This window comes from Pseudomonas sp. PGPPP4 (genome assembly GCF_002256045.1).
GTDB lineage: Bacteria > Pseudomonadota > Gammaproteobacteria > Pseudomonadales > Pseudomonadaceae > Chryseomonas > Chryseomonas oryzihabitans.
The window spans coordinates 122,151-147,293 of record NZ_NKID01000003.1 but is presented as its reverse complement, the minus strand read 5'-3'; the positions used below and the strand labels follow the sequence as shown (position 1 = coordinate 147,293).

General features: G+C 65.0%; 25 protein-coding genes. 17 read left to right on the top strand and 8 right to left on the bottom strand.

The genetic code is table 11. From position 1 onward, the window contains the following. The first annotated feature begins 3 nt into the window (after positions 1-3). The 14 genes from CFE50_RS06375 (at position 4) to glmS (ending at position 13,179) form a co-directional block, all read left to right on the top strand. Positions 4-798 (top strand): ParA family protein, encoded by a 795-nt coding sequence (locus tag CFE50_RS06375; protein ID WP_007160127.1) that lies wholly within the window; start codon positions 4-6, stop codon positions 796-798. A gap of 9 nt (positions 799-807) precedes the next feature. Then, the gene (locus tag CFE50_RS06370; protein ID WP_027600502.1) at positions 808-1,680 is read left to right on the top strand and encodes a ParB/RepB/Spo0J family partition protein; all 873 of its coding nucleotides are present in this window, start codon (positions 808-810) and stop codon (positions 1,678-1,680) included. Between the two features lie 146 nt (positions 1,681-1,826). Next, the gene (locus CFE50_RS06365) at positions 1,827-2,231 is read left to right on the top strand and encodes a F0F1 ATP synthase subunit I (protein ID WP_037006585.1); all 405 of its coding nucleotides are present in this window, start codon (positions 1,827-1,829) and stop codon (positions 2,229-2,231) included. A gap of 16 nt (positions 2,232-2,247) precedes the next feature. After that, positions 2,248-3,111 (top strand): F0F1 ATP synthase subunit A, encoded by an 864-nt coding sequence (atpB, locus tag CFE50_RS06360; RefSeq protein ID WP_042134968.1) that lies wholly within the window; start codon positions 2,248-2,250, stop codon positions 3,109-3,111. A 139-nt stretch (positions 3,112-3,250) separates the two neighbouring features. Next, on the top strand, positions 3,251-3,508 hold the full coding sequence (gene atpE / locus CFE50_RS06355; RefSeq protein ID WP_003097235.1) for a F0F1 ATP synthase subunit C: 258 nt from the start codon (positions 3,251-3,253) through the stop codon (positions 3,506-3,508). A 55-nt stretch (positions 3,509-3,563) separates the two neighbouring features. Beyond that, complete coding sequence (locus CFE50_RS06350) at positions 3,564-4,034, top strand: F0F1 ATP synthase subunit B (protein ID WP_007160122.1); 471 nt, start codon at positions 3,564-3,566, stop codon at positions 4,032-4,034. Between the two features lie 12 nt (positions 4,035-4,046). Next, positions 4,047-4,583: a F0F1 ATP synthase subunit delta gene (locus CFE50_RS06345; protein WP_027598717.1), complete on the top strand. Its 537-nt coding sequence runs from the start codon at positions 4,047-4,049 to the stop codon at positions 4,581-4,583. A gap of 18 nt (positions 4,584-4,601) precedes the next feature. Then, positions 4,602-6,146: a F0F1 ATP synthase subunit alpha gene (gene atpA, locus CFE50_RS06340; RefSeq protein WP_007160120.1), complete on the top strand. Its 1,545-nt coding sequence runs from the start codon at positions 4,602-4,604 to the stop codon at positions 6,144-6,146. Positions 6,147-6,194: 48 nt separating this feature from the next. After that, positions 6,195-7,058 carry a F0F1 ATP synthase subunit gamma gene (gene atpG, locus CFE50_RS06335; RefSeq protein ID WP_007160119.1) on the top strand — a complete coding sequence of 288 codons (864 nt, stop codon included), beginning with the start codon at positions 6,195-6,197 and terminating at the stop codon, positions 7,056-7,058. A 30-nt stretch (positions 7,059-7,088) separates the two neighbouring features. Further along, positions 7,089-8,465, top strand: coding sequence for a F0F1 ATP synthase subunit beta (gene atpD, locus CFE50_RS06330; RefSeq protein ID WP_007160118.1), 1,377 nt, complete (start codon positions 7,089-7,091; stop codon positions 8,463-8,465). A 38-nt stretch (positions 8,466-8,503) separates the two neighbouring features. After that, positions 8,504-8,929, top strand: a complete 426-nt coding sequence (locus CFE50_RS06325; RefSeq protein WP_007160117.1) for a F0F1 ATP synthase subunit epsilon — start codon at positions 8,504-8,506, stop codon at positions 8,927-8,929. A gap of 154 nt (positions 8,930-9,083) precedes the next feature. Next, positions 9,084-10,451, top strand: coding sequence for a bifunctional UDP-N-acetylglucosamine diphosphorylase/glucosamine-1-phosphate N-acetyltransferase GlmU (glmU, locus tag CFE50_RS06320; protein WP_286732038.1), 1,368 nt, complete (start codon positions 9,084-9,086; stop codon positions 10,449-10,451). A gap of 54 nt (positions 10,452-10,505) precedes the next feature. Next, a complete protein-coding gene (locus CFE50_RS06315) occupies positions 10,506-11,276 on the top strand; it encodes a DeoR/GlpR family DNA-binding transcription regulator (protein WP_286732037.1) in 771 nt (256 codons plus the stop codon). Between the two features lie 67 nt (positions 11,277-11,343). Continuing rightward, positions 11,344-13,179, top strand: coding sequence for a glutamine--fructose-6-phosphate transaminase (isomerizing) (glmS, locus tag CFE50_RS06310; protein ID WP_007160114.1), 1,836 nt, complete (start codon positions 11,344-11,346; stop codon positions 13,177-13,179). Between the two features lie 18 nt (positions 13,180-13,197). Here the strand turns inward: glmS and CFE50_RS06305 are convergent, their stop codons facing one another. Continuing rightward, positions 13,198-13,533, bottom strand: coding sequence for an NADH:ubiquinone oxidoreductase (locus CFE50_RS06305; protein ID WP_223855391.1), 336 nt, complete (start codon positions 13,531-13,533; stop codon positions 13,198-13,200). Between the two features lie 67 nt (positions 13,534-13,600). Between CFE50_RS06305 and CFE50_RS06300 the strand changes: the two genes are divergently transcribed. After that, a complete protein-coding gene (locus CFE50_RS06300; RefSeq protein WP_286732036.1) occupies positions 13,601-14,557 on the top strand; it encodes a CobW-like GTP-binding protein in 957 nt (318 codons plus the stop codon). Positions 14,558-14,742: 185 nt separating this feature from the next. After that, positions 14,743-15,651: an energy transducer TonB gene (locus tag CFE50_RS06295; RefSeq protein WP_286732035.1), complete on the top strand. Its 909-nt coding sequence runs from the start codon at positions 14,743-14,745 to the stop codon at positions 15,649-15,651. Between the two features lie 4 nt (positions 15,652-15,655). Here the strand turns inward: CFE50_RS06295 and ybaL are convergent, their stop codons facing one another. The 5 genes from ybaL to CFE50_RS06270 all read right to left on the bottom strand — a co-directional run bounded on the left by ybaL (position 15,656) and on the right by CFE50_RS06270 (position 20,259). After that, a complete protein-coding gene (ybaL, locus tag CFE50_RS06290) occupies positions 15,656-17,374 on the bottom strand; it encodes a YbaL family putative K(+) efflux transporter (protein WP_286732034.1) in 1,719 nt (572 codons plus the stop codon). A gap of 74 nt (positions 17,375-17,448) precedes the next feature. After that, the gene (locus CFE50_RS06285; protein ID WP_007160109.1) at positions 17,449-17,931 is read right to left on the bottom strand and encodes an acyl-CoA thioesterase; all 483 of its coding nucleotides are present in this window, start codon (positions 17,929-17,931) and stop codon (positions 17,449-17,451) included. 60 nt (positions 17,932-17,991) lie between these two features. Next, complete coding sequence (locus CFE50_RS06280) at positions 17,992-18,750, bottom strand: SDR family NAD(P)-dependent oxidoreductase (RefSeq protein ID WP_027598710.1); 759 nt, start codon at positions 18,748-18,750, stop codon at positions 17,992-17,994. A 69-nt stretch (positions 18,751-18,819) separates the two neighbouring features. Beyond that, complete coding sequence (locus CFE50_RS06275; RefSeq protein ID WP_007160107.1) at positions 18,820-19,221, bottom strand: SMI1/KNR4 family protein; 402 nt, start codon at positions 19,219-19,221, stop codon at positions 18,820-18,822. A 180-nt stretch (positions 19,222-19,401) separates the two neighbouring features. Further along, positions 19,402-20,259, bottom strand: a complete 858-nt coding sequence (locus CFE50_RS06270) for a Tim44 domain-containing protein (protein WP_042134953.1) — start codon at positions 20,257-20,259, stop codon at positions 19,402-19,404. A gap of 271 nt (positions 20,260-20,530) precedes the next feature. Between CFE50_RS06270 and CFE50_RS06265 the strand changes: the two genes are divergently transcribed. Then, the gene (locus CFE50_RS06265; protein ID WP_027598708.1) at positions 20,531-22,291 is read left to right on the top strand and encodes a cation:proton antiporter; all 1,761 of its coding nucleotides are present in this window, start codon (positions 20,531-20,533) and stop codon (positions 22,289-22,291) included. A gap of 180 nt (positions 22,292-22,471) precedes the next feature. Here the strand turns inward: CFE50_RS06265 and CFE50_RS06260 are convergent, their stop codons facing one another. Both CFE50_RS06260 and uvrD read right to left on the bottom strand, forming a co-directional pair. Next, positions 22,472-22,900, bottom strand: a complete 429-nt coding sequence (locus tag CFE50_RS06260) for an EamA family transporter (RefSeq protein WP_044341251.1) — start codon at positions 22,898-22,900, stop codon at positions 22,472-22,474. Positions 22,901-22,902: 2 nt separating this feature from the next. Then, positions 22,903-25,071, bottom strand: a complete 2,169-nt coding sequence (gene uvrD, locus CFE50_RS06255) for a DNA helicase II (protein ID WP_145154292.1) — start codon at positions 25,069-25,071, stop codon at positions 22,903-22,905. Positions 25,072-25,143: the final 72 nt, after the last annotated feature.

Sequence of the window (25,143 nt, the reverse complement as noted above, 5' to 3'; positions counted from 1 at the left end):
TACATGGCCAAGGTTTACGCGATAGCCAACCAGAAGGGCGGGGTGGGCAAGACCACGACGTGCATCAATCTCGCCGCTTCTCTGGCCGCCACCAACCGGCGCAAGGTGCTGCTGATCGACCTCGATCCCCAGGGTAACGCCACCATGGGCAGCGGGGTGGACAAGCATGCCCTGGAGCATTCGGTGCTGGACGTCCTCACCGGCGCCTGCGGCCTGCTCGACGCCATGCACTTTTCCGAGCACGGCGGCTACCAGCTGCTGCCCTCGAACCGCGACGTCACCGCCGCGGAAGTCGAGCTGCTGGAGATGAGCGGGCGCGAGAGCCGCCTGCGCGATGCCCTGGCCCCGGTGCGGGACAACTACGACTACGTGCTCATCGACTGCCCGCCGTCGCTGTCCATGCTGACCATCAACGGCCTGGTGGCCGCCGATGGCGTGATCATTCCCATGCAGTGCGAATACTTCGCCCTGGAAGGCCTGACCGATCTGATCGGCAGCATCCAGCACATCGCCCAGCGGCTGAATCCGCAGCTGAAGATCGAAGGGCTGCTGCGCACCATGTTCGATCCGCGCATCGGCCTGGCCAACGACGTCGCCGCCCAGCTCAAGCAGCACTTCGGCGACGAGCTCTACGAAACCATCATTCCGCGCAACGTCCGCCTGGCCGAAGCCCCCAGCTACGGCATGCCCGCGCTGGTCTACGACAAGAGCTCCAAGGGGGCCGCGGCCTATCTGGAGCTGGCCAGCGAGCTGGTCAAACGTCAGCGCAAGGCGGCTCGCGTCGCCAAGACTGCCTAAGGAATCCCCATGGCTGTGAAGAAACGAGGTCTGGGCCGCGGTCTCGACGCCCTGCTCGGCGGTGCCAGCGTCAAGGTCCTGCAGGAGCAGGCCGCCGCCACCCCGGTCAGCGAACTGCAATCGCTGCCGGTGGACATCATCCAGCGCGGCAAGTACCAGCCGCGCCGGCACATGGATCCGACCGCTCTGGAAGAGCTGGCCAACTCCATTCGCGTCCAGGGGCTGATGCAGCCCATCGTGGTGCGTGCCATCGGCGAAGGCCGTTACGAGATCATCGCCGGTGAACGCCGCTGGCGCGCCAGCCAGCAGGCCGGCCTGGACCGCATCCCCGCGCTGGTGCGCGATGTGCCCGACCAGGTGGCTATCGCCCTGGCGCTGATCGAGAACATCCAGCGGCAGAACCTCAATCCGCTGGAAGAGGCCATGGCCCTGCAGCGGTTGCAGGACGAATTCGAGCTGACCCAGGCCCAGGTGGCCGAAGCCGTCGGCAAGTCGCGCTCGGGCGTGACCAACCTGCTGCGCCTGCTGGCCCTGGCCGAAGACGCCAAGGACCTGCTGGCCAGGGGCGAGCTGGAGATGGGCCATGCCCGCGCCCTGCTCGGCCTGCCCAAGGCCCGCCAGGCCGAAGGGGCGCGGCACGTTGTCGCACGGGGGCTCACCGTCCGCCAGACCGAAGCCCTGGTGCGCCAGTGGCTCAGCGGCGCGGAGCCGGTCGAGAAGGCGCCTGCGGTGGATCCGGACATCAGCCGGCTGGAGCAGCGTCTGGCCGAACGTTTGGGCGCCAACGTGCAGATCCGCCATGGCGAGAAAGGCAAGGGTCAACTGGTGATCCGTTACACCTCTTTGGACGAACTTCAAGGCGTACTGGCGCACATTCGCTGACACAAATGCCTGCAAGGCTGGGCGGCAATCTGTCCGGGGTGGCTTGAACCACTCCAGACGCGCCCCTATACTTTGCCCGCTTTTTGTCGGCACAAAGCATGCCAGTGAAAACAACTATTATGCCGACACCAGAGGACTTCGAGCCGATGGACCGCCGCACGCCCAAACGCCTGCCCTTCCATCACCAGCCTGCCTTTCGCCTGCTGCTCGTCCAACTGGCTGTCGCGTCGTGTGCCGCCGTTGTCTTGTCTTGCTTCGTCGGTAAGGTCGCCGGTTATTCCGGATTGTTGGGCGGGCTGATTGCCTGGCTGCCCAATCTGTATTTTTCGTTCAAGGCGTTCCGCTATCGCGGCGCCCATGCCGCCCGAGACATCGTCCGTTCTTTCTACTCGGGCGAGGCGGGCAAACTGATTCTCACGGCAGTGCTCTTTGCACTGACGTTTGCCGGGGTAAAACCGCTTTCGGCTCCTGCACTGTTCGGCGTCTACCTGTTGACGCTGATGGTCAATGCCGGCGCGCCCCTGCTACTGAAAAAACCGACTAGACCTTAAGGCATTCGAGGCACACATGGCAGCAGACTCCGCTTCGGGCTACATCCAGCACCACCTGCAGAACCTGACCTATGGTCTGCATCCGGTGAACGGCTGGAGCTTCGCCCACACCCCCGCTGAAGCTAAGGAAATGGGCTTCTGGGCCTTCCACGTGGACACCCTCGGCTGGTCGGTCGCTCTCGGCCTGATCTTCCTGGTGCTGTTCCGCAGCATCGCCAAGAAGGCCACCAGCGGTCAGCCCGGCGGCCTGCAGAACTTCGTCGAAGTGCTGGTGGAATTCGTCGACGGCAGCGTCCGTGACACCTTCCATGGCAAGAACGCCCTGATCGCGCCCCTGGCCCTGACCATCTTCGTCTGGATCTTCCTGATGAACCTGATGGACCTGGTGCCGGTGGACTGGCTGCCGTCCGTGGCCGGCATGCTGTTCGGTGAGCACACCTACTTCCGCGTGGTGCCCACCACCGACCCGAACGCCACGCTGGGCATGGCTCTGTCGGTGTTCGGCCTGATCATCTTCTACAGCATCAAGATGAAGGGTCTCGGCGGCTTCTTCGGCGAGCTGACCCTGCACCCGTTCAGCAGCAAGAACCCGCTGCTGCAGATCATCCTGATTCCGATCAACTTCCTGCTCGAATTCGTCACCCTGATCGCCAAGCCGATCTCGCTGGCACTGCGACTGTTCGGCAACATGTATGCGGGCGAGCTGATCTTCATCCTGATCGCCATCATGTTCGCCAACGGTCTGGCACTGGGCGGTCTGGGTATCGTGCTGCAGTGGGCGTGGGCGGTGTTCCACATCCTCATCATCACCCTGCAGGCCTTCATCTTCATGATGCTGACCATCGTCTACCTGTCGATGGCGCACGAAGAAAGTCACTAAGGAATGGCCCCCGGGCGCTGCTGACGGCGTCCGGAGGCGGTTCTGCCGTGAGTCCCGGCGGGCCCTGTCCGCCGGGTAACTTGGGAAAACTTTTTCGCTTCAACCTTAACCAAGACGACTAAAAAAGTCGGGAGGAAAGATGGAAACTGTAGTTGGTTTGACCGCGATCGCCGTTGCTCTGCTGATTGGCCTGGGCGCTCTGGGTACCGCCATTGGCTTCGGTCTGCTGGGTGGCAAGTTCCTGGAAGGCGCCGCTCGTCAGCCGGAAATGGTTCCGATGCTGCAAGTCAAGATGTTCATCGTCGCCGGTCTGCTCGACGCCGTGACCATGATCGGTGTTGGTATCGCCCTGTTCTTCACCTTCGCTAACCCCTTCGTTGGTCAGATCGCCGGCTGATCACCCTCGCGGGTGTAGGCAGGACTGATGGACAACGAACGAGCGAGGTGTTGGCGTGAACATTAATGCAACCCTGATAGGCCAGTCCGTTGCCTTCTTCATCTTCGTGCTCTTCTGCATGAAGTACGTGTGGCCGCCGATCATCTCGGCGCTGCGTGAGCGTGAGAAGAAGATTGCCGATGGCCTTGACGCTGCCAACCGCGCGGCTCGTGATCTGGAAGTGGCACAGCAGCAAGCCAACCAGAAAGTGAACGAAGCCAAGGGCCAGGCAGCCGAGATCATCGAGCAAGCCAACAAGCGTGCCGCTCAGATCGTCGAGGACGCACAGGCCAAGGCCCGTGCCGAAGGCGACCGGATCAAGGCGCAGGCTCAGGCGGAAATCGAGCAGGAAATCAACACCGCGAAGGACGCTCTGCGTGCTCGCGTCGGCGTGCTGGCCGTGGCCGGCGCCGAGAAGATCCTCGGATCGACCGTTGATGCCAATGCTCATGCCCAGTTGGTCGACCGACTGGCAGCGGAAATCTAAGCGAGGCCACCAATGGCAGAACTGAACACGCTGGCCCGGCCCTATGCCAAGGCGGCTTTCGAGTTCGCACAGTCCCAGCAGCAGTTGACCCAATGGTCGGCCGCGCTAGGGCTGCTCGCCGCGGTATCCCAAGATGGGACCGTGCGCCAGCTGCTTCAGCAGCCGCAGTTGACTGCGGACGCCAAGGCCGGATTGCTCATCGACGTATGTGGCGATCAGCTGGATGCACAGTCCCAGAACTTCGTTCGGACCGTGGCAGAAAACGACCGGATCGACCTGTTCCCGGCCATCGCCGAGATTTACGAGGCGTACAAGGCCGAGCAGGAAAAATCCATTGAGGCGGAAGTCACCAGTGCTTTCGCCTTGAGCGACGAACAGCAAGACAAACTCGCCAAGGCTCTCAGCGCAAGGCTAGGTCGACAAGTGCGACTAAATGCATCCGAGGATGCGAGCCTGATCGGTGGTGTGGTAATCCGCGCCGGCGACTTGGTAATCGATGGCTCCGTTCGCGGCAAGCTCGCGCAACTGGCCGAAGCGTTGAAACCTTGAGTTTGAAGGGGCAGTAGCATGCAGCAACTCAATCCTTCCGAAATTAGTGAAATCATCAAGGGTCGCATCGAGAAACTCGACGTGACCTCGCAAGCCCGCAACGAAGGCACCATCGTCAGCGTGTCCGACGGTATCGTGCGGATCTTCGGTCTGGCCGACGTCATGTACGGCGAAATGATCGAATTCCCCGGCGGCATCTACGGCATGGCGCTGAACCTGGAGCAGGACTCCGTCGGCGCCGTGGTCCTGGGTAGCTACCTGGGTCTGGCCGAAGGCATGAGCGCCAAGTGCACCGGCCGCATCCTGGAAGTCCCGGTTGGTCCGGAACTGCTGGGTCGCGTCGTCGACGCCCTGGGCAACCCCATCGATGGCAAGGGTCCGCTGAACGCCAGCGCCACCGACGCCGTCGAGAAGGTCGCACCGGGCGTGATCTGGCGTCAGTCGGTCGACCAGCCGGTGCAGACCGGCTACAAGGCCGTCGATGCCATGATCCCGGTAGGCCGCGGTCAGCGCGAGCTGATCATCGGTGACCGTCAGATCGGCAAGACCGCCATGGCGATCGATGCCATCATCAACCAGAAGAACAGCGGCATCCGCTGCGTCTACGTCGCCATTGGTCAGAAGCAGTCGACCATCGCCAACGTGGTGCGCAAGCTGGAAGAGAACGGCGCTCTGCACAACACCATCGTGGTGGCAGCCAGTGCGTCCGAATCGGCGGCTCTGCAGTTCCTGGCACCCTACTCGGGTTGCACCATGGGCGAATACTTCCGCGACCGCGGTGAAGACGCCCTGATCGTCTATGACGATCTGTCCAAGCAGGCCGTGGCCTATCGCCAGATCTCCCTGCTGCTGCGTCGTCCGCCGGGCCGTGAAGCCTATCCCGGCGACGTGTTCTATCTCCACAGCCGTCTGCTCGAGCGCGCCTCCCGCGTCTCCGCCGACTACGTCGAGAAGTTCACCAACGGCGCCGTGACCGGCAAGACCGGCTCGCTGACCGCACTGCCGATCATCGAGACCCAGGCCGGCGACGTGTCCGCCTTCGTTCCGACCAACGTGATCTCCATCACCGACGGCCAGATCTTCCTGGAAGCCGGCCTGTTCAACTCGGGCATCCGCCCGGCGGTCAACGCCGGTGTCTCGGTATCCCGTGTGGGTGGTGCGGCCCAGACCAAGATCATCAAGAAGCTGTCCGGCGGTATCCGTACCGCGCTGGCCCAGTACCGTGAACTGGCGGCCTTCGCCCAGTTCGCCTCGGACCTGGACGAAGCCACCCGCAAGCAGCTCGAGCATGGTCAGCGCGTCACCGAGCTGATGAAGCAGAAGCAGTACGCGCCCATGTCCATCGCCGAGATGTCCCTGAGCCTGTACGCCGCCGAGCGTGGTTTCCTGAGCGATGTGTCCCTGGACAAGATCGGTAGCTTCGAGCAGGCCCTGATCGCCTACTTCAACCGCGATCACGCCGACCTGATGGCCAAGATCAACGTGAAGGGCGACTTCAACGACGAGATCGACGCCGGCATCAAGGCGGGAATCGAGAAGTTCAAGGCCACGCAAACCTGGTAAGCCGCGACGGGGGCGCCAGCCCCCGTTTGCCAACCCGATAGGTGTCACATGGCAGGCGCAAAAGAGATTCGCGGCAAGATCGCGAGCATCAAAAGCACACAGAAGATCACCAGCGCCATGGAAAAGGTTGCGGTCAGCAAGATGCGTAAGGCTCAGGCCCGCATGGCTGCCAGCAAGCCTTATGCCGAGCGCATCCGCGCTGTGATCGGCCACCTGGCCAACGCCAACCCCGAGTACCGCCATGCCTTCATGGTGGAACGCGAGGTCAAGCGCGTCGGTTACATCGTGGTCAGCTCCGATCGGGGTCTGGCCGGTGGTCTGAACACCAACCTGTTCAAGGCTCTGGTCCGCGACATGAGCGACCAGCGCGGCAAGGGTGTGGAAATCGATCTGGCGGTGATCGGGGCCAAGGGTGCCTCCTTCTTCCGCAGCTTCGGCGGCAACGTGGTCGCGGCGATCAGCCACCTCGGCGAAGCCCCGGCGATCGGCGATCTGATCGGCAGCATCAAGGTGATGCTGGATGCCTACCTGAACGGCCGTATCGACCGTCTGTACGTGGTGTCCAACGTCTTCGTCAACACCATGACCCAGAAGCCGACCATCCAGCAGCTGGTGCCCCTGGTACCGGCCGAGGGCGGTGAGCTGCAAGGCAAGCATTGGGACTACCTCTACGAGCCCGACGCCAAGACCCTGCTCGACGGTCTGCTGGTGCGCTACGTGGAATCCCAGGTGTACCAGGCCGTGGTCGAGAACGCTGCCAGCGAACAGGCCGCGCGGATGATCGCGATGAAGAACGCCACCGACAACGCCGGCGATCTCATCAAGGAGCTGCAGCTGGTCTACAACAAGGCTCGCCAGGCTGCGATCACCCAAGAAATTTCGGAAATCGTCGGCGGCGCCGCCGCGGTCTGACGGACAGCTTAAACATTCGAGGAACGCGAAATGAGTAGCGGACGTATCGTACAAATCATCGGCGCCGTGATCGACGTGGAATTCCCGCGCGACGCGGTACCGCGCGTCTTTGACGCCCTCAAGGTGCAGGGTGCCGAAACCACCCTGGAAGTCCAGCAGCAGCTGGGCGACGGCGTGGTCCGTACCATCGCCATGGGTAGCACCGAAGGCCTCAAGCGCGGCCTGAACGTGGGCAACACCGGCGAGGCCATCAAGGTCCCGGTCGGCGTCAAGACCCTCGGCCGCATCATGGACGTCCTGGGCAACCCCATCGACGAAGCCGGCCCCATCGGCGAGGAAGAGCGCTGGGAAATCCACCGCAAGGCCCCGTCCTATGCAGAGCAGGCGGGCGGTAACGACCTGCTGGAAACCGGCATCAAGGTCATCGACCTGGTCTGCCCCTTCGCCAAGGGCGGCAAGGTCGGCCTGTTCGGCGGCGCCGGCGTGGGCAAGACCGTCAACATGATGGAGCTCATCCGTAACATCGCCATCGAGCACAGCGGTTATTCCGTGTTCGCCGGCGTGGGCGAGCGTACCCGTGAAGGGAACGACTTCTACCACGAGATGAAGGACTCCAACGTTCTGGACAAGGTCGCCCTGGTCTATGGCCAGATGAACGAGCCGCCGGGCAACCGTCTGCGCGTGGCCCTGACCGGTCTGACCATGGCCGAGAAATTCCGTGACGAAGGCCGTGACGTCCTGCTGTTCGTCGACAACATCTACCGCTACACCCTGGCCGGTACCGAAGTGTCCGCGCTGCTGGGTCGTATGCCGTCCGCGGTGGGCTACCAGCCGACCCTGGCCGAGGAGATGGGTGTCCTGCAGGAGCGCATCACCTCCACCAAGCTGGGTTCGATCACCTCTGTCCAGGCCGTCTACGTGCCTGCGGATGACTTGACCGACCCGTCCCCGGCGACCACCTTCGCCCACCTGGACGCCACCGTGGTCTTGTCCCGTGACATCGCCTCCCTGGGTATCTACCCGGCGGTCGATCCCCTGGACTCCACCTCGCGCCAGCTGGACCCGAACGTGATCGGCCAGGAGCACTACGACACCGCTCGCGGCGTCCAGTACGTGCTGCAGCGCTACAAGGAGCTGAAGGACATCATCGCGATCCTGGGCATGGACGAACTGTCCGAGTCCGACAAGCAGCTGGTATCCCGCGCGCGTAAGATCCAGCGCTTCCTGTCCCAGCCGTTCTTCGTGGCCGAAGTCTTCACCGGTTCGCCCGGCAAGTACGTGTCCCTCAAGGACACCATCGCGGGCTTCTCCGGGATCCTGCGTGGCGACTACGATCACCTGCCCGAGCAGGCGTTCTACATGGTCGGCAGCATCGACGAAGCCATCGAGAAAGCCAAGAAACTGTAACTGCCGCGCCCGGTAACGGGCGCTCTTAGAGGCACGCTATGGCCAAGACAGTCCAATGCGACATCGTCAGCGCGGAAGGGGAAATCTTCTCCGGCGCGGTGGAGATGATCATCGCCCACGGCCACCTGGGTGATCTGGGTATCGCCCCGGGCCATGCGCCGCTGCTCACCGATCTGAAACCGGGCCCCATCCGCCTGGTCAAGGCCGGGGGCGCCGAGGAGGTGTTCTACATCTCCGGCGGTTTTCTGGAAGTGCAGCCGAATGTCGTCGAAGTGCTGGCCGATACCGCCAGCCGCGCCGGTGACATCGACGAAGCTGCCGCTCTGGAAGCCAAGCAGCGCGCCGAGGCAGCACTGAGCGACAAGGGCACGGAGTTCGACTACACCGCTGCCGCCACTCAGCTCGCCGAAGCCGCCGCCCAGCTGCGCACCATCCAGCAGCTCAAGCGGCAGGCCAAGCGCTAAGCGCAAGGTCAGGCTGTAACGACAAGGGTAGCTTCGGCTACCCTTTTCTTTTGTCGCCCGAAAAGTGGGCGAGAAATTTCGCGTGGTCGGCGCTCGTGGGGCCCCCGTTGCCCTTGATCGCGGCCCGTCTCTTCCCTCTGTCTCCGAGGTTCCGATGTCCCTGGAAATCGTCATCCTGGCTGCTGGTCAGGGCACCCGCATGAGATCCGCTCTACCCAAGGTGCTGCATCCCGTGGCCGGTCGCAGCATGCTGGGGCATGTCCTCGACCGCGCCCGCGAATTGCAGCCGGCCGGCATCCACGTCGTCATCGGCCATGGCGCCGATCAGGTCCGCAGCCAGCTGGCCGCCGACGACGTGAGCTTCGTGGTCCAGGCCGAGCAACTCGGCACCGGCCATGCCGTCGCCCAGGCGGCGCCGGCGCTGACGGCGGAGCGGGTACTGGTCCTCTATGGCGACGTGCCCCTGATCCAGACCGAGACCCTGCAACGCCTGCTGCTGCAGGTGGATGACAGCCATCTGGCGCTGCTGACCGTGGAGCTGGACGATCCCACCGGCTATGGCCGCATCCTGCGCGACGAGCAGGGGCGGGTAACCGCTATCGTCGAGCACAAGGACGCCAGCGAGGCCCAGCGCGCCATCCGCGAAGGCAATACCGGCATCCTCGCGGTACCCGGTCGGCGGCTGGCGGACTGGCTGGGTCGCCTGTCCAACAGCAACGCCCAGGGCGAGTACTACCTGACCGACGTCATCGCCCTCGCGGTGGCGGACGGCCTGACCATCGCCACCAGCCAGCCGGCGGACGCCATGGAAGTGCAGGGCGCCAACGATCGCCGGCAACTGGCCCAACTGGAGCGGCACTTCCAGCAGCGTGCCGCCGAGCGCCTGATGCTGCAGGGCGTGACCCTGCTGGATCCCCTGCGCTTCGATCAGCGTGGGCAGGTCGAGGCGGGTCGCGACGTCTCCATCGACGTCAACGTCATTCTCGAAGGCCGGGTGGTGCTGGAGGATGGGGTGAGCATAGGGCCGAATTGCGTGATCAAGGACAGCGTCCTCAAGCGCGGCGCCATCATCAAGGCCAACAGCCACCTGGACGGCGCGGTGGTCGGGGAGGGCGCCGACGTCGGTCCCTTCGCCCGTCTGCGCCCGGGCAGCGAACTGGGCAGCAAGGCCCATGTGGGCAACTTCGTCGAGCTGAAGAATGCCCAGCTGCAGGACGGCGCCAAGGCCGGTCACCTGACCTATCTGGGCGACGCCAGCATCGGTGCCGGCAGCAACATAGGCGCGGGTACCATCACCTGTAACTATGATGGCGCCAACAAGTTTCGAACCGAAATCGGCGCGGACGTCTTCGTGGGTTCCAACAGCTCGCTGGTGGCGCCGGTCAGCCTGGGCGCCGGCGCGACCACGGCGGCAGGCTCGGTCATCACGGCTGACGTGCCGGCCGATACCCTGGCGCTGGGGCGGGCACGGCAGGTCAACAAGACCGGCTGGCAGCGACCGAAGAAGGCCCCCAAGGCTTGACGCCGGCCTGCTATTAGGTTTTGATTCGATCCATTATCTTTCGAATCGAAATTTATGACCCGTCGCAATACCGCCCAGCGCCGTCACGCCATCCTTGCCCAGCTCCAGGAGCAGGGCGAGGTCAGCGTGGACGAACTGGCCCGCCAGCTGGAGACCTCCGAGGTCACCATCCGCAAGGACCTGGCTGCCCTCGAGCGCAATGGCCTGCTGCTGCGCCGCTATGGCGGTGCGCTGGCCATGCCCCAGGAGCTGCTGGCCGAGGCACCGCCCCAGGCATCGCCCTTCAAGCAGGCCATCGCCCGGGCCGCGGCGCAGCGCCTGCGTGAACATGCACGGATCATCGTCGACTGCGGCAGCACTACGGCGGCGCTGATCCCGCAACTCGATCGCCGTCCCGGCCTGGTGGTGATGACCAATTCCCTGCAGGTGGCCACCGCTCTGCGCGAGCTGGAACAGGAACCCATGCTGCTGATGACCGGCGGCACCTGGGATCCGCACTCGGAATCCTTCCAGGGGCAGGTCGCCGAGCAGGTACTCAGATCCTATGACTTCGACCAGCTGTTCATCGGTGCCGACGGCCTCGATCCGGAACGCGGCACCACCACCTTCAACGAGCACCTGTCGCTGTCGCGGGTGATGGCCGAGGTGGCGCGCGAGGTGGTGGTCATGGCCGAAGCGAGCAAGCTGGGCAGGCGAATTCCCAATCTGGAACTACCTTGGGAAAGGGTGGACGTGCTCATCACCGATGAGCGACTGCCCGCCGAGGCGGCCCGGGCGATCGAAACCCAGGGGGTGCAGGTCATCTGCGCCCCGGTGGAAAACTAGACAATAAGGTCATCCACAGCCGGCCCCGCCGGGTCGCTGTGGATAAGACAGGCAAGGGGAGGTAAGCATGTGTGGAATCGTCGGCGCCATTGCCGAGCGTAACATCACCGCCATTCTGGTCGAGGGTCTCAAGCGCCTGGAATACCGCGGCTACGACAGCGCCGGCCTGGCGTTGCTGGATGCCCAGGGCGAGTTGCAGCGCCTGCGCCGCATCGGCAAGGTCAGCGAACTGGAAGCGGCCCTGCTGGCCGATCCCCTGGCAGGTCGCCTGGGCATCGCCCACACCCGCTGGGCGACCCATGGTGCGCCCACCGAAGCCAATGCCCACCCGCATTTCTCCCAGGGTGACGTGGCGGTGGTGCACAACGGCATCATCGAAAACCACGAAGCCCTGCGCGCCCAGCTCAAGGCCCAGGGGTATGTCTTCACCTCCCAGACCGACACCGAGGTCATCGTCCACCTGCTGCACCTCAAGCTGCAGGACAGCGGCGACCTGACCACGGCGCTGAAGGCGGCGGTCAAGGAATTGCACGGCGCCTATGGCCTGGCGGCAGTCTGGCGCCAGCAGCCGGATCGCCTGGTGGCGACCCGCAGCGGCAGCCCCCTGGTCATCGGCCTGGGTCTGGGCGAGAACTACCTGGCTTCCGACCAGCTGGCGCTGCGTCAGGTGACCGATCGCTTCGTCTACCTGGAAGAGGGCGACGTGGCCGAGATCCGTCTGGATCAGGTCAAGCTCTGGGACGTGAGCGGCGCGCCGGTCCAGCGCGAGACGGTGCAGTACCACGAAGGCAGCGAGGCCGCCGACAAGGGTGCCTATCGGCACTTCATGCTCAAGGAGATCCACGAGCAGCCCAGCGTGGTGCAGCGTACCCTGGAAGGCCGCCTGGGTGACGGTCAGGTATTGCCCGAGGCCTTCGGTCCGGCGGCGTCCGAGCTGTTCGCCAAGGTCCGCCAGGTCCAGATCGTCGCCTGCGGCACCAGCTTCCATGCCGGTTCGGTGGCGCGCTACTGGATCGAGGAATACGTCGGCATCCCCTGCCAGGTGGAGGTGGCCAGCGAATTCCGCTATCGCCGCGTCGCCGTCAGCCCGGACACCCTGTTCGTCACCATCTCCCAGTCGGGCGAGACCGCCGATACCCTGGCCGCGCTACGCATGGCCAAGCAATCCGGCTATCTGAGCAGCCTGGCCATCTGCAACGTGGCGACCAGCTCCCTGGTGCGCGAATCGCAGCTGAGCTTCCTGACCCAGGCCGGTCCGGAGATCGGCGTGGCCTCGACCAAGGCCTTCACCACCCAGTTGGTTTCTCTGCTGCTGCTGACGCTGAGTCTGGGTCGCTGCCAGCAGCGTCTGGCTGCGGCCGTCGAAGCCGAGCTGGTGGCTGAATTACGCCGGCTGCCGGCGCGGCTGGACGAAGCCCTGGCCATGGACAAGACCGTGGAAAAGCTGGCGGAGTCCTTTGCCGAGAAGCACCACACCCTGTTCCTGGGGCGCGGCGAGCAGTACCCGGTGGCCATGGAGGGGGCGCTCAAGCTCAAGGAGATCTCCTACATCCACGCCGAGGCCTATCCGGCCGGCGAACTCAAGCACGGTCCGCTCGCGCTGGTGGATGCCGACATGCCGGTGGTGACGGTGGCGCCCAACAACGAGCTGCTGGAAAAGCTCAAGTCCAACCTGCAGGAAGTGCGCGCCCGTGGCGGTCAGCTCATCGTCTTCGCCGACGAGCGTGCCGGCTTCGAGGAAGGCGAAGGCACCCGCATCGTACCCATGCCGCACATCCACGATGCGCTGTCGCCGATCCTCTACACCATCCCGCTGCAGCTGCTGTCCTACCACGTGGCCGTGTTCAAGGGCACCGACGTGGACCAGCCGCGCAACCTGGCCAAGTCGGTGACCGTGGAATAAAGGGTTCCACGTGGAACCTCAGGGCACGCGCCAGCTGCCCTGATTCTGCTGCCGGCAGGCGACGGCCAGGAAGCGGCCGTCGCCGGGTTCGCCGTAGTAGTGGATATCCTGTCGATAGGGCACGCCCGGACTGCGGGCGCCCTGGCAGATGCCGATCTCGCCGACTGGACAGCGGTCGACGAAGCGGACCTCGGTCTGCTGATCCTTGAGCTGCGGCTGGCAGAAGCCGTCGCGAAACAGTTGGGCGGGGATGTCGATATTGCTCTGGCAGACCTGCACGTCCACACTACCCTGACGACTGCGGATCACGCAGGCATCGGCGAGCGCCAGTGACGGCAACAGCAGCAGAGGCATCAGCAATCGCCACATTCCAGCCCATCTCCCTGATGAAATCGCCACTCTAGCATTCGACCCTCCCGCCATGCGCCTCGCCGATATCAAGACCCATGTGATCGCCGGCCCTCTGGGCGCCGGCAAGACCACCCTGATCCGTCAGCTGTTCGCCCAGCGCCCCGCCCACGAGCGCTGGGCGATCCTGGTCAACGAATTCGGCCAGGTCGGACTCGACGCGGCGCTCATGACCCGGGATGACGATGGCCTGGCGATCGCCGAGGTCCCGGGTGGCTGCCTGTGCTGCGTCCAGGGCGTGCCCCTGCAGGTAGCCCTCACCCGACTGCTCAGACGGGCACGACCCCAGCGGCTATTCATCGAGCCTTCCGGCCTGGGCCATCCCGCCAGTCTCTATCGGCAACTCCAGGCGCCGCCCTGGACCGGGGTGCTGAGTCTGCAACCCCTGATCTGGGTGGTGGATGCCAGGCAACTGCTGGAGGGCCAGCCCTTGCCGGACGCCCAGCAGCAGGCGCTGGGCCAGGCCGGCCTGATCGTGCTCAACAAGAGCGCGGGCCTGGAGCGGGCAGGCTTGTCGGCGCAGTTGGGCGATCGGCCGCTGTACTGGACCGAAGGCGGGCGGATCGCCCTGGCCGATCTGCCCCTGGCCGACGGTGAAACCTCGACCGACGGCGAGTTGGCCGAGCCCAAGGCAGCGTCCGCTCCGCAGGCGCTGTTGCTGCCCGGACGGCCGCTGCGCTTCAGCCATACCCTGGAGGGCCACCACGCCGTCGGTTGGCGCTGGCATCCCAGCCACAGCTTCGATGGCCCGGCATTGCTGGCGCTGCTGGGCGGTCTCCCCGGGCTGCTCAGGCTGAAGGCGGTGCTGCAGCTGGCGGAGGGCTGGCAGGCCTACAACGGTCTGGCCGGGCAGGGCGCCTGGGAGCCGACCCTGTGGCGACGCGACAACCGGCTGGAGTTGATCCTGGAGGAAAAGCCGGACCTAGAGGCCCTCGAAAAAGCGCTGGGCGGGACCATTCGCGATATTTGAGGTTGCCAAATTTGTTCAGCTAATGATAATGATTATTAAATTTACTTCCTCTGCGTATTGCTCCCATGGCTCCTACGTCTCTTGCCAAGCCTGAACCTCTCGTAGTCGCTGCGCGTACCGATGGCGATGAGCTGGAATCCGTCCAGGGACCCGTCAGGGCCGCCCAGGCAGGCGACGTGGAGCCCGTGGCAGGGGTCAATGCCAAGCGTAGCGAACCCTCGGCCACCATCCTGTCGTTCCGCATGCCCGAGCGTAACGAAGAGATCCTGACCCCGGTACTGACCCCGGTCGGCGCTGCCGAACCGGGCGAGCAGCCACCCCGGGGTCGCGGCTGGGGGGCCGCCTCGGCGCTGTCGCTGATCATGCACGCCAGCATGGCCGCGGCGCTGTTCCTGGTGGTCCAGGCGCCACCGGAGCTGAAGATCGCCAAGGGCGACGAACCCATGCAGGTCAGCTTCATCCAGTTGCCCAAGCCGGTACCCGAGCCGCCCGCGCCGACTCCGGCACCGCCCGCGCCACCGCCGCCGCAACCCGAACCGCCGCCACCGGAGCCGCCCAAGCCCGTGGAACCACCGAAACCGGTGGAGCCGCCCAAGCCGGTGGTGGAAAAGCCCAAACCCAAGCCGAAGCCCAAGCCGGTCGAGCACAGCCAGCAGAAGCCGCTGCCGAAAAAGGTCGAGCCCGCGCCGGAGCCGGTGGCTCAGGCCGCACCGGCGTCGGCCCCCGCGCCTGCGGCCACGGCTGCGCCCAGTCAGCCGGCGCCGGCCGCTGCGCCGTCCGGTCCGCCGAAGACCGCCGGCCTGCCCACCGGCAGCATCGACGACGCCGACATCCGGCCGATCAAGATGACGCCGCCGGAGTATCCGGAAATGCTGCGTCGTCGCGGTGTGGGTGGCGAGGTGCGGGTGATGTTCACCGTGACCGCCGACGGTCGACTGGCCGACATCCAGGTGTTGGAAGCCTCCAACAAGCAACTGGAGCGCGCGGTGCTCGAGGTGCTGGGCGAATGGCGCTTCGCCCCCCGGGTCTCCGGCGGTCAGATCGTCCCGCGCAAGGCCACCAAGACCTTCAACTTCAAGATCCAGCGCCGCTAGGTCGCTAGGCAGCGGAGCCCCTGGGCTCCGCCTCGGAATCCCCGGGCCGCTCCAGGCCCAGATAGCGGAACATGCCAAGGGCGATCTCGCGTTCGCCCATGATCACCTCGTCTACGCCATGACGCTCCAGATGGCGGATCTCGTCTTCGTGATGGGCACGGGCGAGGATAGGCAGTTCCGGCGCCAGCTCGCGGGCCCGGCGCGCGATCTCGGCGGCCTCGAAACCGTTGGGAATCGCCAGCAGCAGGGCCCGCGCCTCCTGGAGCTTGGCCCGTGCCAGCACCTTGTCCTGGGTGGCGTTGCCGAGGATCGCCTTGAATCCCTGCTGGCGTAGCGCCGTGACGTGCTCCGGTTCGTCCGAGATCACGATCAGCGGCGGATCCTCGCGATTCAGGCGAGCGCAAATATAGCGGCCCACGCGTCCATAGCCCACCAGCACCAGGTGACCCCGTTGCGCCAGTGGCTCGGGTTCGTCGTCCAGCTCTGGCGCATGCTTGCCCTTGGCATTGATCAGCCGGCGGCCTTCGCGACGCTCCATCCAGGGCTGCAGCAGGTCGATGCCGTGAAACAGCAGCGGATTAAGGATGATCGAGATGATGGCGGCGGCCAGGATGAGGTCGTGAGCGCCCTGGTCGAGCAGTTTCAGCGACAGGCCGAGACTGGCGAGGATAAAGGAGAACTCCCCGATCTGCGCCAGGCTGGCGGCGATGGTCAGGGCCACGCTCAAGGGACGGCGATAGGCCAGGACGATCAGGGTCGCGGCGATGGACTTGCCAAAGACGATCACCGCCACCGTGGCCAGCACCGCCAGGGGTTGTTCCAGCAGGATCTCCGGATCGAACAGGCAACCTACGGAAAAGAAGAACAGCACGGCGAAGGCTTCGCGCAGGGGTAGCGAATTCTCCGCCGCGTCGTGGCTGAGTTCCGATTCGTTGAGCACCACGCCGGCAAAGAAGGCGCCCAGGGCGAAGGACACGCCGAACAGCGACGCCGAGCCATAGGCGATGCCCATGGCGATGGCCAGGGTCGCCAGGGTGAAGAGTTCGCGCGAACCGGTACGGACCACCCGGGCCAGCAGCCAGGGGATGACGCGCCGGCCCACCAGCAGCATCAGCGCGATGAAGGCGCCGACCTTGAGCGCGGTGAGGCCCAGCTCCAGCCCCAGGCTCTGGCCCGCCTCTTCGCCGCTGTCGCCACCCAGCGGCCCGGCCAGCGCCGGCAGTACCACCAGGGCCAGCACCATCAGCAGGTCTTCCACGATCAGCCAGCCCACGGCGATGCGACCGCGCCGACTCTCCACCATCTGGCGTTCTTCCAGGGCTCGCAGCAGCACCACGGTACTGGCCACCGACAGCGACAACCCGAATACCAGGCCGCTGCCCAGCCCCCAGCCCAGGAAGTGGCTCACTCCCATGCCCATCAGGGTGGCGGCAGCGATCTGCACGATGGCGCCGGGGATGGCGATGCGTTTGACCGCCAGCAGATCCTTGATGGAGAAGTGCAGACCCACACCGAACATCAGCAGGATGACGCCGATTTCGGTCAGCTCCTTGGACAGTTCGGGATCGGCGACGAAGCCGGGCGTGAAGGGGCCGGCCGCGACCCCGGCGAGCAGATAGCCGGCGATGGGCGGCAGGCGCAGACGGGTGGCGAGGATGCCGAAGGCAAAGGCCAGGACCAGGCCGATCGCCAGGGTGGATATCAGAGGGGTGTCATGGGACATGCTGGCTCCAAGGATTTGGATTGCCAGATCCTGGAGCCGCTGCCGTCGAACGACGGCGACCTAGCCGGCAAAACTCAAAAGGTTTCCTTGAGTGCCTGATAGCGCTCTTGAAGTTCCCGACGGATCTGCCGGCGCTGCTGGGCCTGCACACAGCGTCGCTTCTCGTCCGCGGTCACGGGTTCCAGCTGGGGCACGGGGCAGGATTTGCCATTCTCGTCCACCGCCACCATGGTGAAGAAGCAACTGTTGGTGTGGCGCACCGAACGCTGCTGGATGTTCTCGGTGATGACCTTGACGCCGATTTCCATGGAAGTGGTCCCGGTGTAGTTCACCGAGGCGAGAAAGGTCACCAGTTCGCCGACATGCACCGGTTCGCGAAAGATCACCTGATCCACCGAGAGGGTCACCACATAGCGTCCGGCATAGCGGCTGGCGCAGGCGTAGGCCACTTCGTCGAGGTGCTTGAGCAGGGCGCCGCCGTGGACATTGCCGGAAAAGTTGGCCAGGTCCGGGGTCATCAGGATGGTCATGCTCAACTGGTGGTTGCCGGCTTCCATGGGCGAATCCTCGAGGGGGAAATCCTGTAGACGGCGCACCGACGCCGTCTGTCACAGCCGTCAACGGCCGGCGGACAGCCCGAAGTCGATGGGCAGGTCGGCGCCGGAAATGGCCGCCGCCTGGGGCTGGCAGAGGAAGTAGACGAATTCGGCCACCTCTTCCGGCTGGATGAAGCGCGCGGTTTCGCCCTGGGGATAGCGATTGAGCAGGTTGCGGCGATACCCGGCCGGATCGCCACTGCCATAGTGGGCGGCCTGGAAGTCCAGCATGGGGGTGTCGATGTCCCCTGGCGAGACGGCATTGACCCGTACCCCATCACGCGCCAGCTCCACCGCCAGATTCTGGCTGAAGAAGCGCACCGCGGCCTTGGCCGCGCCATAGGCCGCCGCGCCGGCGATGGGCTGGCGTCCGGCGCCGCTGGCGACGTTGATGATGACGCCGCGATTTTCCTTGAGGAAGGGGATGGCCGCCGAGCACATGAAGAAGGTGGCCTTGAGATTGACCGCCATCACCAGGTCGTAGTCGTCCTCGGTAAAGGTCTCGACCTCGCCTTCGCGCCAGATGCCCGCCGCGTTGATCAGGGCATCCAGACGCCCGGTACGGGCCATGACCTTGCTGACCAGGGAACGGCAGCCCTCGGCGCTGGAGATATCGGCGGTCACGCTGGAATCCAGGCCGACGATGCCGTTGAGGCCATGCAGGCCCTCGGCATCGCGGTCGGCGGCGGCGACGCGCCAGCGACTCTGGGCGAAGCGTTGCGCCAGGGCGCGGCCGAGGCCGCCCGCGGCACCGGTGATCAGGACGACGGGAGTGCTCATGACGCATCCTCCGTAAGTGATGGCCTTATCCAGACCCATGCGCAGCGGGGTCGTTCAGTAGCGGGCCGGTCAGCTTTCCAGCCAGACGTCGCGCGCCCAGACCCAGACCGAATCCCAGGATTCGTCGGTCAGGTCGCCATCTTCCCACAACAGTACCTCGCCTTCCTGGCTGACGCAGTAGTAGCCGTCGTCGCTGGCGCAGAGGGGGATGTACTCGCGCGGCAGGCCTTCGTCCCAGGCGGTGGCAGCCACTTCCGGCAGGTAGGTATGGGACTGGGGATCGGTGACGGTCACCGGCTCGATGCGGCCATAGACCACGTCGCTGACGGTCAGCAGGAATTCGCGGAATTCCGGCGGCAGGCTGATGAGCAATTCTTCCTCGATCTCGACCAGCAGGTCTTCGTCGGGCAGCTCCAGGGGTACGGGAACGGGTTCGTTTTCTTCACGCAGGCGTTCGATGACGTCTTCCATAGCAGGCCTCTCTCGAAATGCGCACCGGATAAAGGGAAAAGAGGCGCGCAAGGTTAGCAGTTCAGTCCGGGATAACGGCAGCTTCCGTGCGGACTTGATAGCGGTTTCGAGAGATGTTCGGCAGGCGGGGCCCATGAAAAAGCCCGGCGTAGAGCCGGGCTTCTGGGTGAAGCGCCCTTATCAGGCGTTCTGGCGGATACCGGCCAGCAGCCAAGGCTGGTTCTCGCCGGCCATGCGCTCCATGCGCCAGCTTTCGCTGAACGGCTGGCCCTGGTCGAAACGCGATTCCTTGGACACACCGTTGAAGGTGATGGTGGCGATGGTCTTGCCCTGCAGATCCTCGACACCGTCGAGGGTGGCGTTCAGGTTCTCGATGTAGGTGGACTGGAAGCCCTCGCCCAGCGCGGCGCGCTCGTCACGCAGCCATTGCAGCATCTGCGGGGTGACGAACTCGGAGATCTTGTCCATCTCGTTGGCGTCCCAGTGCTGCTGTAGGTTCATGAAGTGCTCGCGACCAGCGGCCACGAAGCGCTCGGCATTGAACCAGCTCGGTGCGTTGATCACCGGTGCGGCGCCAGCGGCGGCACCGCCGAACAGACCACCGTTGTTGGGCTGGTTGGGCATCTCGCGCTGCATCGGCGCATGACCGGCGACGGCGGGCTGCGGACCGGCCTGCTGCTTGCGACGGGCGATCAGGCGGAAGATCACGAAGGCGATGAGCGCCAGGATCAGGAAGTCGAAGAACTGGAAGCCTTCGAAGCCGTCACCCATGAACATGGAGGCGAGCAGACCACCGGCGGCGATACCGGCCAGCGGGCCGAGCCAGCGCGAGGCACCGCTGGGACGGGCAGCGGCGGCGGCGCCAGCACCGGCGGCAGGCGCAGCCATGCCCGGCTGCTGGGTTGGCGCGGCCTGGCGGGTCTGGTGAATGGGCGCGGCGCCAGCGGACTTGCCGGCGCCCATGCGTTTGGCATTGGCATCCAGGCTGAGCGTGAGGCCCAGGCACAGGATCATGAAGAAGCTCATCAGGCGTTGCATGTGGTGTTCTCTCTGTGAAGAGTCTGGTGTTGGATACATCTTGCGCTGCCCGGTCAAGTACAGCCAGCGTGAATTGTTTCGGTATTTTGCCCTGTCGGCGTTACCTGGAAGCAGGCCGCCAAGTGCTTGCGACCGTTGAAAATTTCCAAGCACATCAATCTATTACAGATTTTTGCAAAATCCGTCACAAGAGTTTGCAGATGCTAGTCTTGGACTCCAGTCAGCGCAGGTGTCGGGAGAGTGCCCGGCCCGTCATAGGAGGGCCCGGCCGATGCATGCTCTAGCTTTTATCCAGGACATGGCCGTCATCATGCTGGTGGCCGGCGTGGTGACCATCCTCTTCCACCGCCTCAAGCAGCCCGTGGTCCTGGGCTACATCCTCGCCGGCTTCATCATCGGACCCCACACCCCGCCATTCGGTCTGATCCACGACGAAGAAAGCATCAAGACCCTCGCCGAGGTGGGGGTGATCTTCCTGATGTTCAGCCTCGGCCTGGAATTCTCGCTGCGCAAGCTGTTCCGGGTGGGCGCCACGGCCTTCATCGCGGCCTTCCTCGAGATCAGCCTGATGCTCTGGCTGGGTTACCAGGTGGGCCAGATGTTCGGCTGGTCGCACATGGATTCGCTGTTCCTCGGCGCCATCCTGGCCATCTCCTCGACCACCATCATCGTCAAGGCGCTCAACGAGTTGAAGATGAAGCACGAGCGCTTCGCCCAGCAGATCTTTGGCGTGCTGATCGTCGAGGACATCCTCGGCATCGGCATCATCGCCCTGCTGTCGGGCCTGGCGGTGAGCGGTTCGGTGGAACCGGGCGCGGTGGCCTCGACCCTGGGCAAGCTGAGTCTGTTCATGATCGTGGCGCTGGTCATCGGCATCCTGCTGGTGCCACGCCTGCTGGCCTACGTGGCCAAGTTCGACAGCAACGAGATGCTGCTGATCACGGTGCTGGGGCTGTGCTTCGGCTTCTGCCTGCTGGTGGCCAAGCTGGAATACAGCGTGGTGCTGGGTGCCTTCCTGATCGGCGCCATCATGGCCGAGTCGCGGCAGCTGCTTAAGATCGAGAAGCTGGTGGAGCCGCTGCGCGACATGTTCAGCGCCATCTTCTTCGTCGCCATCGGCCTGCTGCTCGATCCCAAGGTGCTGGTGGAGTACGCCTGGCCGATCACCGTGATCAGCGTCGCCGTGGTGCTGGGCAAGATCCTCGCCTGCAGCCTGGGGACCCTGATCGCCGGCAACGATGGCCGGACCTCGCTGCGGGTCGGCATGGGCCTGGCGCAGATCGGCGAGTTCTCCTTCATCATCGCCACCCTCGGGATCACCCTGGGCGTCACCAGTCATTTCCTCTATCCGGTGGCGGTGGCCGTGTCGGCGATCACCACGCTGCTGACACCCTATCTGATCAAGGCCGCCGATCCGCTGGCGCTGTGGATCGGCCGCTGGTTGCCACAGCCCATGCAGCGGGTGCTGGGCATCTATGGCGAATGGCTGCGCAGCATCCAGCCCCAGGGCGAGAAGGCGGTCCTGGCCGGCATGATGAGGCGCATCCTGCTGCAGGTCGGAATCAACCTGTCGCTGGTCATCGCCATCTTCCTTGGCGGCGCCTATTTCGCTGGTGGCCTGGCCGGCTGGCTCAGCACCTGGATCACCGATCCCGATCTGCAGAAGGCCTGCATCTGGGGCGGGGCCCTGCTGCTGTCGCTGCCCTGCCTGATCGCCGCCTATCGCAAGCTCAAGGCTCTGGCCATGCTGATGGCCGAACTCAGCGTCAGGCAGAACCAGGCCGGCCGCTATACGCAGCCGGTACGGCGACTGGTCAGCGAGCTGATCCCGCTTCTGTCGCTGGCCGGCATCCTGGTGCTGCTGGCCGCGCTGAGCAGCAGCATCCTGCCGCGTGGCGAGCTGCTGCTGCTGATCGGCCTGGTCGCGGTGGTGGTGATCGCGGTGCTGTGGCGCTGGTTCATCCGCGTCCACTCGCGGCTGCAGATCGCCTTCATCGAGACCCTGGAACAGGACAAGGGCGGACACCCTTAGGCCGCTTTTGCGGAATCCAGCCATTGCCGGCCGGGGATCGACGCGGCAGAATCGCTCTAAGTCGGCCGTTTGAATAAGCGGATCGATGGCAAGGGAATGCGCAATGCAGGAAATGGGCTTGGCCGCTTTCTGCCGTCCGGCAATCTCCCACCGGCGGTCAGGCTCTTTTCCTGCGCCCCTTCAAGGTCGCCAGGCCAGCAGCAGCACGCCCCCACCGATGGCGGCGATGCCGCACCACTGGCGCAGGTCCAGGCGCTCACCCAGCAGCGCCACGCCAAAGATCGCCACCAGCACCACGCTCAACTTGTCCACCGGCGCCACCAGCGAGGCGGGGCCCAGCTTGAGCGCCCGGTAGTAGCACAGCCAGGACAGGCCGGTGGCCACGCCCGAAAGCAACAGGAACAGATAGCTGCGACCGGCGATGCTGGCCAGGGGTTGCGCCTGCCCGGTGGCCAGGACGATGACCGCCAGGACCACCACGACCACCAGGGTGCGCAGCAGGGTGGCGAAGTCCGCGTTGACGTGTTCCACGCCCAGCTTGCCGAAGATGGCGGTGAGGGCGGCGAACGCCGCCGCCAGGAGCGCCCAGAACAGCCAGGAGGTGGTCATGGCTAGAGCGGTTCGAGCTTGGCGTAGCTCACCATCAGCCACTTGCTGCCTTCGGACTTGAAGTTGACCTGCACCCGGGCATGGGCGCCGGAGCCCTCGTAGTTGAGGATGACACCGTCGCCGAACAGGGCGTGGCGCACCGGCTGACCGAGACTGAAGGTGGTCTCCGGCACCGGGGCCTGGGCGAAGGGACTGGGTCGGCTGCCGGCGAAGGGCTGCTTGACCGCATTGGACAGCCGCACTTCCTGGATCAGGCCGTCCGGTACCTCGCGGACGAAGCGCGAGACCTTGTTGTAGGTCTCGCTGCCATAGAGCCGGCGGGTCTCCGCATAGCTCATCACCAGGCGGCGCATGGCGCGGGTGATGCCCACGTAGGCCAGGCGGCGTTCCTCTTCCAGGCGGCCGGGTTCTTCCAGGCTCATCTTGTGCGGGAACAGGCCTTCTTCCATGCCGGCCAGGAACACCAGGGGGAATTCCAGGCCCTTGGCACTGTGCAGGGTCATCAGCTGGACGCTGTCTTCGTGGCTGTCGGCCTGGGTGTCACCGGATTCCAGGGCGGCGTGGTCGAGGAAGGCCGCCAGGGGCGTCATCTCCTCGTCACCGCTGAAATCGAAGGAGCGCGCGGCGCTGACCAGTTCTTCCAGGTTTTCCACCCGCGCCTGGCCTTTCTCGCCCTTTTCTTCTTTGTGGAAGGTGACCAGGCCGGTCTGCTCGATGATCTGCTGCACCAGGCTGTGCAGGGACAGGTCCTCGGCCTTGAGCGCCAGGGTGTCGACCAGCTCGACGAAGGCATTGAGCGCCGAGGCGGCGCGACCCGACACCGCGCGGGCGCCGACCAGGTCGTGCAGCGCCTGCCACAGCGAGGTGTTCTGCGCGCGGGCGGCGCTGCGCAGCGCCTCCACGGTCTTTTCGCCGATGCCCCGCGGCGGCACGTTGATCACCCGCTCCAGGGCGGCATCGTCATGGCGATGCTGGATCAGCCGCAGGTAGGCCATGGCGTTCTTGATCTCGGCGCGCTCGAAGAATCTCAGACCGCCATAGATGCGATAGGGGATCTTCTCGCGCAGCAGCGCCTCTTCCAGCACCCGGGACTGGGCGTTGGAGCGGTAGAGGATGGCCATCTCGCTGCGCCGGGTGCCCTTCTTGAACTCGCTTTCGATGGTCTCGACGATGTAGCGCGCCTCGTCGTGCTCGTTGAAGCCGGCATAGAGGGTGATGGCCTCGCCTTCGCCGGTATCGGTCCACAGCTCCTTGCCGAGGCGGCCGAAGTTGTGGGCGATCAGGCCGTTGGCGGCCTTGAGGATGGTGTCGGTGGAGCGGTAGTTCTGCTCCAGGCGGATGATCTCGGCCGAGAAGTCCTCGTTGAACTGCTGGATGTTCTCGATCTTGGCGCCGCGCCAGCCATAGATGGACTGGTCGTCGTCGCCCACCACCATGAGGCTGGCGCCATTCTGGGCGAGGTGCTTGAGCCAGGCGTACTGGACGGCGTTGGTGTCCTGGAATTCGTCCACCAGCAGGTGCTGGAAGCGCCGCTGGTAGTGCTCCAGCAGGCTGGGATTGTTGCGCCACAGATCCAGGGCGCGCAGCAGCAGCTCGGAGAAGTCGATCACCCCGGCGCGGGCGCAGGCCGCCTCGTAGGCTTCGTAGATGCTGCGCATGGTGCTGAGGAAGAGATCGCCTGCGGCCTGGATGTGCTGCGGTCGCAGGCCTTCGTCCTTCTGGCCGTTGATGAACCACTGCGCCTGGCGTGCCGGCCAGCGCTGCTCGTCGAGGCCCAGCTCGCGGATCACCCGCTTGACGATGCGCTGCTGATCGTCGCTGTCGAGGATCTGGAAATTCTGCGACAGCCCCGCTTCCTGCCAGTGCGCCCGCAACAGGCGGTGGGCCAGGCCGTGGAAGGTGCCGACCCACATGCCCTGCGGACTCATGCCGAGCAATTGCTCGATGCGGTGGCGCATCTCGGCGGCGGCCTTGTTGGTGAAGGTCACCGAGAGGATGGAGTGCGGCGAGGCGCGCTCGACCTGGATCAGCCAGGCGATGCGGTGCACCAGCACCCGGGTCTTGCCCGAGCCGGCGCCGGCCAGGACCAGTTGGCGACCCAGGGGCGCGGCCACGGCCTGACGCTGGGCATCGTTGAGGGAATTGAGCAGCAGGGAGATGTCGTCGTTCATCGCCGCATTCTACCGATGCGGTAGAAGGAGCGCCAAACCGGACGGATGGGAGGCGAGGCGGGTGGCGCAGGG